Source organism: Ruminococcus sp. CAG:57 (genome assembly GCF_000435935.1).
In the GTDB taxonomy this organism is placed as follows: Bacteria; Bacillota; Clostridia; order Oscillospirales; family Ruminococcaceae; genus Hominimerdicola; species Hominimerdicola aceti.
On the sequence record NZ_FR890718.1, the window covers coordinates 18,397 to 30,063 of the forward strand.

An 11,667-nucleotide genomic window follows, 5' to 3' on the forward strand; every position below is an offset into this window, starting at 1 on the left:
TTGCTGCAAATAACGCAAGTACACTTTTTCTGAACACATATTGTATGGCCTATATGCCCACCTAGCAAATTCATATTCTTGTGATTATATAAAAACTACCGCCCCTACTGTCCCCTTTTGCTGTTCATTCTTCCAAAATCAGCATTTTATACAATTGAACGCCTTGACAATTATGCAACTATACCATATAATAAAATTAGGCAAATGCAATATCCTGTATTATATTCCAAACATAATATGACAACTATTGCAGAAATAGCATATCAGCGTCTATGATTTCTACAAATCATACGCCTGCCCTATGTAGAAAGTGTTTAAATTTCAGGGGTGTTTGGCATTTTTTCTTGCAAAAATTGTCGGCTTGTGGTATAATTATCAGGAGCAGGGGCGTGTTATTCCCCAAAACGGGTGAAAACTATCCTTATTTCTCAAACGTTTTCGCCAATACAGTAATAAAGGTGCAGAGCGCAAAGCTCGACTTGAAAGTATATAGGAGGTAAAGATTTATGGCAAATAGTGCTGTAGAAAAAACAATTTCCACGCAGGAACTTAAAGAAAAGCTTCTTGACGTTCTTCACAACGATTTCCAGACAACACCTGAGGACGCTTCCGATCAGCAGGTATACGAGGCTCTTTCTAAGATCGTTGTAGGCATTCTTAAAGCTAAGAGAAGAAAGTTCACCGTTAAAACTCAGTCTGAGGGCAAGAAGAAGGTCTACTATCTTTCAATGGAATTTCTTATGGGAAGAAGCCTTAAGACTTCTCTTTATAACCTTGAAATGCAGAAGCAGGCTACAAAGGTCCTTAAGGACATGGGCATTTCTATAAACGGCATTTACGAGTGCGAGCCTGACGCAGGTCTTGGCAACGGTGGTCTTGGAAGACTTGCTGCCTGCTATCTTGACGCTCTTGCTGCCGACGGCTATCATGCTACAGGCTATTCTATCTGCTATGAATACGGTATCTTCAAGCAGAAGCTTGAGGACGGCTGGCAGACCGAGCTTCCTGACAACTGGCTCCCAGGCGGCTCTGTATGGCTCGTTCCTGTTCCGTCAAAGGCTGTCGAGGTTCGTTTTGACGGCGAGCTTAAGGAATACTGGGACAATCAGTATCACTGCGTAACTCACGAGAACTACACATCTGTTATGGCTGTTCCATACGATCTGTTCGTATCAGGCTACAACAGCGAAGCAGTTTCAAAGCTCAGACTTTGGAAAGCTGAAATGGCTGACTTTGATATGTCAATGTTCAATCAGGGCGACTATCAGAAGGCTCTTAGCAAGAACATCATTTCACAGGCTATCACAAAGGTGCTTTATCCTAACGACAACCACGCAGAGGGCAAGTCACTCAGACTTAGACAGCAGTATTTCCTTTGTGCTGCTTCTATCGGCGATATCGTAAATCAGCACATGAGCGTTTACGGCACACTTGACAATCTCCATGAAAAGGTAGCTATCCACATCAACGATACTCACCCGACACTTGCTATCCCAGAGCTTATGAGAGTTCTTCTTGATGATTGCGGCTATTCATGGGACAAGGCTTGGCACATCGTTACAAACACATTTGCATACACAAACCACACTGTAATGCCTGAGGCTTTGGAGAAGTGGGACTGCAACCTTCTTAAAAGCGTTTGTCCTAGAATCTTCTCTATCATTATCGAGATAAACGAGCGTTACTGCAAGGATCTTTGGGAGAGATACAAGGATCAGGCTAAGGTTTCACATATGTCTATCGTTGAGGACAACAAGGTGAAAATGGCTACACTTTGCGTACACGCTTGCCACAGCGTAAACGGCGTTGCAAAGATACACTCTGAGATTATCAAGAAGGAAACATTCAAGGACGAGTATCTTGACACACCAACAAAGTTCAAGAACGTTACAAACGGTATCGCATACAGAAGATGGCTTTATCAGTCTAACGAGGGTCTGACAGATCTTCTTTGCGAGAAGATAGGCGACGGCTTCCTCAAGAATGCCGCTGAGCTTTCTAAGCTTGCTGTATTCAAGGACGATAAGGACGTTCTTGACAGACTTGCAAAGATCAAGCTTGACAACAAGAAGAGTTTTGCAAAGTATGTAAAGAATCAGTACGGCGTTGTTCTCAACACTGACTCTATCTTTGACGTTCAGGTAAAAAGACTTCACGAATACAAGAGACAGCAGCTCAACGCTTTGAACATCATAGCACAGTACAACTACCTCAAGGCTAATCCAAACGCTGATTTTGTACCAAAGACATATATCTTTGCTGCAAAGGCTGCTCCTGGCTACTACATGGCAAAGCAGATCATCAAGCTTATCTGGAACATTTCTCAGGAGCTGAAAAAGGACAAGAAGCTCAACGAGAAGCTCAACGTTATCTTCCTTGAGGACTACAACGTATCACTTTCTGAGATACTCATGCCAGCGGCAAACATCTCTGAGCAGATCTCACTTGCTGGTACAGAGGCTTCAGGTACAGGTAACATGAAGCTTATGATAAACGGTGCTATCACACTTGGTACTCTTGACGGAGCAAACGTTGAGATACACGAGCAGGTAGGCGACGACAACATCATCATCTTCGGTATGAACGTTGACGAGGTAAATGCTTGCAAGTCAGGCTACAAGCCTATGGACATCTACAACTCCAACGCAGTTGTTAAGCAGGCTATCGACACACTTCAGTACGGCATCAACGGACAGCAGTTCAACGAGATCGCTGACAGCCTGAAGAACTCTGACCCATACATGGCTCTCAAGGACTTCGATTCCTACCAGAAGGCACAGGCTTACGCTTCTGAGTGCTACAAGGATCAGACAAAGTGGCAGAAGATGAGCCTTGCAAACATTGCAGGCGCAGGCATTTTCTCCGCAGACCGTTCTGTTGAGGACTACGCTAGAGATATTTGGGGTCTTTCAAAGTAATTTATTAATACAAAAAATTATCGGACAGTTGCTTGGTGCGACTGTCCGTTTTTTTGTACATATAACGCAATTCATAAAGCGATAGATTTGTAGGGCGACATAACGGGCGAGAATATCGGGACGTCGGGGGCGCCGTCCCCTACATTGTTTGTGCAATATTTATACAATGTGAAAATCAACATAAAAATAGTGACGTGCGAGAAAAGCGGGCTGTCGAGGACGCCAGCCCCTACAGAATTGCAAAAAAATGACGGTGCAAGACCGCCATTTTTCTTATATAAGCATATTTTAGTCCTTGTCAGCAAGTGCAAAATCTATCTTGCCGGAGTTTACATTTGCGTTTATCACCTTTACTCTGATAGGGTCGCCCACACGATATTCCATTCCGTTTGTAAGGTTTTTCAGGCTCACCATATCGTCGCAGACATACTCACCGTCAGGCATATTGTCCGTGTGAAGAAGTCCCTCGCAGGTGTCAGGAAGTGCGATAAAAAGACCGAACTCAACGGCTGAAACCACTGTTCCCTGAAACTCCTCACCGATATGAGCGTTCATATACTCAGCCTTGTAGCAATCCTCACAGCTTCGCTCCACCTGCATTGCGGTAAGCTCCGTCTTTGTGGACTGATCGGCTGAGGCGTTAACGAACTTGTTGAACTTTGTGGCGCACTCCTCTGCACTGCTGCCACTGAGAAAAGCTGACATTATTCTATGGATAGTCAGGTCAGGGTAACGTCTGATAGGCGAGGTGAAGTGGGCGTAATCCTCCAGCGCAAGTCCGAAGTGACCCACAGGCTCAGTGGAATATCTTGCCTTTGACATACTTCTCAGAACGATATTGTTCATGATAAGGTCGATATCAGTACCCTTTGCGGCTTTGAGTATCTCCGACATATCCCCAGGGCAAGCCTTTTCGCCCAGCTTATACTGGACGTTGAGCTTGACAAGCGCTTCTCTCAGGGATTCAAGCTTCTCGTCTGACGGCTCTTCGTGGATACGATAAACGAACGGCAGGTTATTATCCATGCCAAATCTTGCGGCACACTCGTTTGCAACAAGCATGAAGTCCTCTATTATCTCCTCGCTTCTTCCACGGGTACGCCTCTCAACGCCCACGCAGATATCCTCGTCATTGATGATAAGCTTGCTCTCAGAGGTTTCAAGCTCAGGACAGCCACGGTTTTTCTTGTTTTTGTACAAAATATCCGCAAGCTCCTTTATAATAGGAAGCTGACCTGAAACCTCGGCATATTTTTCTTTAAGTTCAGCATCGTCACTGCCTGCCAAAAGTGAATTTATCTCGGAATAAACGCCCTTTACACGGGAGCGGATAACACTTTTTGCAAACTTATACTCGGTGATGTTGCCCTGCTTGTCAAGCTCACAAAGGCATGAGAACGCAAGTCTGTCCTCATTCGGATTAAGGGAGCAGATGCCGTTTGAAAGCTCCTTTGGGAGCATTGGTATAACACGGTTTGCGTAATAGACGCTTGTGCCACGTTTGAAAGCCTCGTTATCAAGCTGTGACTTAGGCTGAACATAGTGGGAAACGTCGGCAATGTGAACGCCAAGGAGATAACCTGTTTTTGTTCGTTCAACAGAAATTGCGTCGTCGATATCCTTTGTATCTGCGCCGTCAATGGTGAATATCGGCTTGTCACGGAGGTCAAGGCGGTTGGGTATCTCCTCTTTTATCCTTGAATAATCAGACACTTCCCTAGCCTCATAGATGACCTCGCTTGGGAAAACAGGGGTCAGACCATTGACCTCAAGGACGCTCATTGCGCAGGCAGAGGCTTTCATGGAGCTTCCATAGCTTGAAACTATCTCGCAGACGTGTTCAGAGTGCCTGTTTCCACGCTTTGTGACCTGCGCCACCACCTTGTCACCCTCATGTAGCTCAAGCCTCATAGGGTTTTCAAAGGTCATTGCATATTTTGACAGCATATCAGGAACGATTTTCAGCACGCCGAACTCGCTCACAAGCTCCCCTGTGAACTTAGCAAAATTCTCCTCTACGATGCTCATGACCTCGCCCTCGGTGCAAGCTCCCTCGCCCTTGAACGTTCTCACAAGGACGATATCGTGTGGCATTGCGCCTTTGAGGTACTTGCCCACAACAAAAATTTCCTCGTCAGTGTCAAGATTTTTCACAAAGCCGTAGGTCTTATTGAGCCTTACCACCTCGCACTTGACGAATTTCTTAGGGTCAACGAGCCTTATGCCGAACTTATCTTCCATTATCTCGCCGTTTTTCTTCATTTTGTCAACGGTTTTTGTGAATTTTTCAAACTCAAAGCCCTTTCCTCTGCATGATCTCAGCAGTTCTTTGAAAGTCAGTGGCTTTTTGCCTGCTTTTTTTAACTTTGAGTATATTATTTTTCTGTAATCCAGTTTCATAAATTTCCTTTCTTTTACTTATATTCCAACGCTATGTATTCATCTCTGAACACAAAGCCCATTTTCTGTGCTATTGAAAGCGAGGTGAGATTTCGTGCGTCCCAGTGAGGTGTAAGCCCACGGCGTACACATTCCAGCAAAAACGCCGCCGCAGTTATCTGTGCAAGACCTTTCAGGCGGTATTCTTTACGGGTTGAAACTTCTATCTCAACGCCTTTATCGTAGTATGAAAACGCAGAAGTTCCGCTGACTATCCTGCCATTATCAGTGAGCACAAAGCCAAAGCCATGGGCTGAAAAGTCCGCAAAGTCTTTGAAATTGCACACAAAGGACTCCGACCACTGCTCTGTTAAAGCTTTCTTATAAAATTCCTCATCTATCATTGATAATCTAAACTGTCCCATATTTTGTGCTCTTGATACTGTTTCACGCAGTCTGTCAACATCAAAGCCGTTTTCAGGCGGACATGTGTGATATCTTTTCACCATTTCAAGCTGTCCGTCACAGGCACACAAAGCTTTTGCAAGCTCCTCGCTGTCAGGAACTATGACTGCGTTTTTGTTGTCGCTGCAAAATGTGAGCATATCAGCAGCACAGCTTTTATCCCCTGCGGCAAAATAAAAGTCGCCGCAGCATATGACCGCCGCCGTGGGTGCGGTTGTATCGTCGCAAAAGGCAGTGCCGAAAACGCCGTCAAAATAGGAGAACATCAGCGAGTCGTAAAACCCCGCAAAAAGCGGTCTTATCTTATTCTTTGCACCGTTTGCACATTTCATTACATTCTTTTCCCCGTTCTTACTTTCTGCAAAGAAAAAGCCCTGCACGGAGCAGGGCGGGCAATTATTTCTTGATCTGATAAATGATATTTACAGCAAGAGTTATCACGAATATCAGTATCGCACTTATCCTTGTCAGTCTGTTAAGCTTAGCGTCCTTGGTGTTTGAACCGTTCTTTCCATAGAAAGAATCGTTATATCCACCGCCGATAGCAGATGTAAGACCCTGCTCTTTGGTGTCCTGCGCAAGAACTACAAGTATGATAACGAGGCTGGCTACGATCAGCAGTGCGCCTGCAACGATCTCAATTACGCTCATTTTTGTTCCTCCAAAACATAATTATACATTTTAATATATTATAGCACACATCTTCTCAGATTGCAAGGGGTTTTCAGAATTTTTTCAATTCTTTTTCTTTTTATCGGTGCTTTCAGCCTTTGAGGTGGTATCTTTCTGCTTCTCCACCTGCTGGATAACTGTGACGTTTGACACGTCAAGACGTTTTTTCAGAAGCTCTGTGACAGTTTTGAGCTGTTCATCGGTAAGAGCCTTGTTCTCATATAGCACCACTGTTACGCCATTAACTGTTGTGGGGGAGCCTACTGAATGGCTGCTCATGTGACCGCCTGCCGCACCTGTTATGTTGGGATAAACGATAGCAAGCTCCTCGGCGATATCGCTCATGTCTATATCATAGCTCTGATAGCTGTCAAGCTGTGCCTTCAGATTTTCATTCTCGGCTTTAAGGTCGTCGTTTTCTTTCTGCGCTAGCACCTGTGCCACCTTGTTCTGTGTTTCCTCATCGTCGGCGTTCTTTTCAAGCATCTTTTCGACCTCGTCAGCGGTAACACCGCTTTCCACCTCGGTCTGTGTTATCACAAGCTTATAATCTCCCAATCCGAAAGCTTTCAGCTCACTTTGAAGCGCCTTTGTATCGGCAGTGCTTATCTTCTTGCCAAGAAGTGCCACTTCTATCATACGTTTATCGGTATCTATTGTTTTCTGCACTATCTGAGTGCCGTCAAAGTCAAAATTCTCGGTGATAAACTTCTCTGCACTGCTGTTATCCATTGTCTTTTTCACAATATCATAGCCAAGATAAATACTAGGCAGCATGGTAATAACTGTGATAAAAGCGATATTTCTGTGTATCTTTTTCAAAGCCTTCGGGGAAATATCGTTGCCATGAGGCAGCCTTAAAAGCTTCAGCACAACGATAGCCGCAAGGCAGATGAAAAAGCTGTTTATAAAGAAAAGATACAATGCTCCGCCAAAATAGTCAAGGCGGTGTCTTGCCAAGCCGTAGCCTGCGGTACAAAGCGGCGGCATGAGTGCTGTTGCGATAGCCACGCCGGGGATAACGTTGCTTTTCTCCTTACGGGTCTGACCTATTATGCCGGCAAGTCCGCCAAAAAGGGCAATAAGAACGTCCCACGCTGTAGGTGTGGTTCGGGCGAGAAGCTCGGAGGAGGCTGTGGTGATAGGTGAGATAGTAAAGTAAATAGTCGAGGTGATAAGGCAAATGACCACCTGTATGCCAAGTCTTATTGCCGCACCCTTTGAAAGAGTCAGGTCATTGGTGGCGATTCCGTAGCCTATGGCTGTTATACCGCCCATAAGAGGTGAGATGAGCATAGCGCCGATTATAACGGCGGTGGAGTTCATATTCAGACCTATGGAAGCTATAAGTATGGCAAGCATGAGGATACACATATTAGTACCCTGAAGCTTTGCGCCAGATATTATCGTATTATGTATCTCATCAGGGTCAGCCATATCCCAGCGCAGGCTGAACATATTTCTAAGCCCTTGTATAAATCTGCCTTCCTGTAATTTCAAATCTCAGACCTCCTCTGCTTATTTTACTGCACCCCATGCGATGTTCTGCAAACGCCTTGCAGAATCGGTGGTGCCTGCGCCTGTCTGCTGGATAAAATATAGTATGCAGAGCTGTTCTTTTGGGTCAATGCTGAAATAACAGCCCATCCAGCCGTCCCAGCCGAAAGAGCCTTCTGACTGGATAAGACCTGCGGTGGAAGGGTCGTCAAGGATACGCATGAAGTTACCGTAGCCGTGACCCTTTGTGCTGTCCCAGTTAAGGGTCTTGCGCTGTTCAGGGGTCAGACCGTTTCTTGCCATGAAATCGACCGTGTTTCTGCCGAGTATCCTCACGCCGTCAAGCTCGCCCTTGTTCATAAGCATTTTGGCAAACTTTGCATAGTCCTCTACAGTAGAAACAAGACCTGCTCCGCCCGACTCAAAGGCAGGAGGTACAGTGTAATCAGTAAGGCAAAGGTGGAAGTGAGTGAAAGGCTCGTTTCCGCCATTTTTATATTCATAACACTGGGCAAGTCGGCTGTACTTTTCCGCTGGGATATAGAAGCCTGTATCGTTCATACCGAGGGGTTCAAAGATCTCTTTTCTGAGAAAATCTCCGAACTTCATGCCAGAAACCACCTCGATAACAGCACCCATGATGTCAGCAGACGCACCGTACATCCACTTTTCACCAGGGGAGAACATAAGAGGACGCTTGCCCATTTCCTTTGCGAAGCTCACAGTATCCAGGAGCTTTTCGCCCTTGAGATATTTTTCAGACTGCTCGCCCCAAAGCGCACCCATTTTCTGACCTGCGGGAGTGCCGTCAGGATAAGGGATACCAGAAGTCATGGTGAGCAGGTCGCCTATAGTTATATCTCTGTCAGCAGGACGCTCACCGTTCTCATCAAGAACCACAGGGTCGGAGAACTCAGGGATAAACCACTTGAGCGGATGACGAGTGTCGAGCAGGCCACGCTCGATAAGTATCATTGCGGCAGCGGCTGTGACAGGCTTTGACATAGAAAAAAGTCTGAAAATGCTGTCAGTTTTCATAGGGATATTTTTCTCCTTGTCAGCAAGACCAAAGCTTTTGAGATAGACAGTTTCACCTTTATGGATAACGCTGAGAACTGAGCCTGAGAAAACACCGTTGGCTATCTCTTTTTGTGCAACAGCGTCGAGATATTTAAAATTTTCGTACATGATAGACCTCCGTGTTATGATGTTTGATATATAGGATTATAACACAGTTCGGGTGGAAATGCAAGATTTTGTGTGGCAACAAAAAGCCATGACGGACAATGCCCGTCACGGCGAGCATCAAACCCCTCCCAGCGTATCATACCTATGGGCGGGAGCAAAAAAATCCGCTACCATAAATGATAGCGGAATTGGGTGCAGGAGCAAGCTCCTGCTGGCGGAGATGGAGAGATTTGAACTCTCGCTACGGTTTTGCCGTACTACCGCATTTCGAGTGCGGACCCTTCAGCCACTTGGGTACATCTCCTTGTGTCAACTATACTATTATACAAGTAATCACAAAAAAAGTCAAGCCCTTTGTGCAAATTTAAGCACAAAGAGCTTGTCCATTATCTATTGCTGAGCACGCCTCTGCATCTCCTTAACATATGCAAGCGTTTCAGGAGTGTAGCCTACCATTGCGTTGGGACAACATTGGGAAAGCAATTGCATAAGCCCCATGGCGGTGTCCTTGCCCTTGGCATATACGTTAAAACGCAGTACATTCTTCTTGTGCTTCGTGCAGACGATTATCTCGTTGGTGTAGCTGATGAAATTCATACTCGCTGTGTGCTGGTAAATGCCGTAGGCTTCCTCTCGCCAGCACATCTGAAATGGCACTTTCTTGTTGGCAAGCACCCTGTCGGATACGATAATATGATCGTCCTGATATTGTATGTTGGCGTAAAGCTCATCAGCCTGCGGTAAAAGATCGGGATTGGCTTTGAATATGCCGCTCTTTTCAGGGTGCGTCCTCCGTGACGTACCAAATATAAGAAATATAACACCAGGCGTAAGCGCAAAAAGTCCAAGTATCAATACGCTGTATTCACCGGCTACTACCGCCGCAAATGAGATAAATCCACCCATTAGCGTGAGTATCACACCGCCAACTATCATTGCTATCATTCTTTTTCGTATGTTGGCAAATACTACTTCTCGTCCCATTTTCGTTACCCCTCTTTACTTTTTATCCGTGATTTTGCTTTGCCACAAGGCTCTCGCCGCAGTATATCTTCCTGAGCTTCGGCTTCTCTATCTTGCCCGTCGGGTTTCTCGGTATGTCTGCAAAAATTATCTTGTGCGGACGCTTGTATCTCGGAAGCTTCTGGCAGAACGCCATTATTTCTTCCTCTGTGCATGGGTGGTCTGGCTTTAGCTCGATTATTGCCGCCGCTATCTCGCCCAAACGCTGGTCAGGCAGACCAATTACTGCCACGTCCCTGATAGCGTCATGACTTCTCAAAAAGTCTTCTATCTGTACAGGGTAAAGATTTTCTCCACCACTTATAATAACGTCCTTTTTGCGGTCAACAAGGTAAATAAATCCGTCCTCGTCCTCCTGAGCCATGTCGCCAGTGAAAAGCCAGCCGTCTTTGAGAGTTTCAGCCGTCGCCTTTGGATCTCTGTAGTAGCAGGTCATAACGCCAGGACCTTTTACGCAAAGCTCGCCCACTTCGCCACGCTTTACAGTGTTGCCCTTATCATCAACTATCTTGACCTTCCAGCCAAAGCCTGCCTTGCCTATTGCGCCTACCTTGTCAATGTTATCCATGCCAAGGTGTACACAGCCAGGACCTATAGATTCGCTAAGACCATAGTTAGTGTCATATTTGTGGTTAGGGAAAACCTTTTTCCAGCGTGCAATAAGTGACGGCGGAACAGGCTGTGCGCCTATGTGCATAAGCCTCCACTGTGAAAGCTCATACTTTGAAAGTGTCACCTCGCCGCTGTCGATAGCGTCAAGGATATCCTGCGCCCAAGGCACAAGAAGCCATACGATAGTACACTTTTCCCTTGATACAGTATCAAGTATAAATTCAGGCTTCACGCCCTTGAGAAGCACTGCCTTGCCCCCTGAGATAAGGCTTCCGAACCAGTGCATTTTCGCACCTGTGTGATAAAGCGGAGGGATACAAAGGAAAACATCGTCCTTGGTCTGACCGTGATGATTCTGCTCAACTCTTGCGGCGTGCATAAGGCTCTCGTGATTGTGCAGGATAGCCTTCGGGAAGCCTGTTGTGCCTGACGAGAAGTAGATAGCCGCATCGTCTTCGTCAGTAAGCTCTATGTACGGAGTAGTGCTTGCGCAGTTTGCAGTGAGCCTGTCATAATGCTCCGCAAATGACGGACAGTTCTCGCCAACATAGAAAAGAAGTCTGTTCTTGCTTATCTCATCAGCTATCTCCTCAACTCTGCCGATAAATTCAGGACCAAATACAAGAATATCCACCTCGGCAAGGTCAAGACAGTATTTTATCTCCTCCGGAGTGTATCTGAAATTCAGCGGCACTGCAAGCGCACCCGTCTTGAGGATACCAAAATAAATAGGCAGCCATTCAAGACAGTTCATAAGCAGGATACCCACCTTGTCACCCTTTTTTACCCCACGGGATAAAAGCAGATTGGCAAAGCGGTTAGCCTTTTCGTTGAAAACGCTCCAGGTTATCTCACGGCGATAATGACAGACTGGGTTAGGCTCGATAAGCTCATATTCCTTCCAAGTCACACG

The 11,667-nt window shown here is 45.9% G+C and carries 8 protein-coding genes and 1 tRNA gene; 1 reads left to right on the forward strand and 8 read right to left on the reverse strand.

The window, feature by feature from the left end; genetic code table 11:
- Positions 1 to 506: 506 nt before the first annotated feature.
- A complete protein-coding gene (locus QVO88_RS05650) occupies positions 507 to 2,918 on the forward strand; it encodes a glycogen/starch/alpha-glucan phosphorylase (RefSeq protein WP_022287542.1) in 2,412 nt (803 codons plus the stop codon).
- A gap of 288 nt (positions 2,919 to 3,206) precedes the next feature.
- On the opposite strand, the gene rnr is transcribed toward QVO88_RS05650, so the two are convergent.
- The 8 genes from rnr to QVO88_RS05690 form a co-directional block, all read right to left on the reverse strand.
- Positions 3,207 to 5,318, reverse strand: a complete 2,112-nt coding sequence (gene rnr / locus QVO88_RS05655; RefSeq protein ID WP_022287543.1) for a ribonuclease R — start codon at positions 5,316 to 5,318, stop codon at positions 3,207 to 3,209.
- Between the two features lie 14 nt (positions 5,319 to 5,332).
- A complete protein-coding gene (locus QVO88_RS05660) occupies positions 5,333 to 6,094 on the reverse strand; it encodes a GNAT family N-acetyltransferase (protein WP_022287544.1) in 762 nt (253 codons plus the stop codon).
- 64 nt (positions 6,095 to 6,158) lie between these two features.
- Positions 6,159 to 6,413 (reverse strand): preprotein translocase subunit SecG, encoded by a 255-nt coding sequence (gene secG / locus QVO88_RS05665; protein WP_022287545.1) that lies wholly within the window; start codon positions 6,411 to 6,413, stop codon positions 6,159 to 6,161.
- Positions 6,414 to 6,497: 84 nt separating this feature from the next.
- Entirely contained in the window at positions 6,498 to 7,934 is a 1,437-nt protein-coding gene (locus QVO88_RS05670) for a DUF389 domain-containing protein (RefSeq protein ID WP_022287546.1), read from the reverse strand.
- Between the two features lie 18 nt (positions 7,935 to 7,952).
- Positions 7,953 to 9,119 carry a serine hydrolase gene (locus tag QVO88_RS05675; RefSeq protein ID WP_022287547.1) on the reverse strand — a complete coding sequence of 389 codons (1,167 nt, stop codon included), beginning with the start codon at positions 9,117 to 9,119 and terminating at the stop codon, positions 7,953 to 7,955.
- A 212-nt stretch (positions 9,120 to 9,331) separates the two neighbouring features.
- Positions 9,332 to 9,423: transfer RNA gene (locus QVO88_RS05680), tRNA-Ser, on the reverse strand.
- An 86-nt stretch (positions 9,424 to 9,509) separates the two neighbouring features.
- The gene (locus QVO88_RS05685) at positions 9,510 to 10,103 is read right to left on the reverse strand and encodes a hypothetical protein (protein ID WP_022287548.1); all 594 of its coding nucleotides are present in this window, start codon (positions 10,101 to 10,103) and stop codon (positions 9,510 to 9,512) included.
- 22 nt (positions 10,104 to 10,125) lie between these two features.
- Positions 10,126 to 11,667, reverse strand: a 1,542-nt coding sequence (locus QVO88_RS05690) for a class I adenylate-forming enzyme family protein (RefSeq protein WP_288177806.1), incomplete at its 5' end; no start/stop codon positions are given.

Excerpts from the sequence above, each read along its gene's own strand:
- QVO88_RS05650 (WP_022287542.1), top strand. The coding sequence starts at position 507 with ATGGCAAATAGTGCTGTAGAAAAAACAATTTCCACGCAGGAACTTAAA.
- rnr (WP_022287543.1), bottom strand. The coding sequence starts at position 5,318 with ATGAAACTGGATTACAGAAAAATAATATACTCAAAGTTAAAAAAAGCA.
- QVO88_RS05660 (WP_022287544.1), bottom strand. The coding sequence starts at position 6,094 with ATGAAATGTGCAAACGGTGCAAAGAATAAGATAAGACCGCTTTTTGCG.
- secG (WP_022287545.1), bottom strand. The coding sequence starts at position 6,413 with ATGAGCGTAATTGAGATCGTTGCAGGCGCACTGCTGATCGTAGCCAGC.
- QVO88_RS05675 (WP_022287547.1), bottom strand. The coding sequence starts at position 9,119 with ATGTACGAAAATTTTAAATATCTCGACGCTGTTGCACAAAAAGAGATA.
- QVO88_RS05685 (WP_022287548.1), bottom strand. The coding sequence starts at position 10,103 with ATGGGACGAGAAGTAGTATTTGCCAACATACGAAAAAGAATGATAGCA.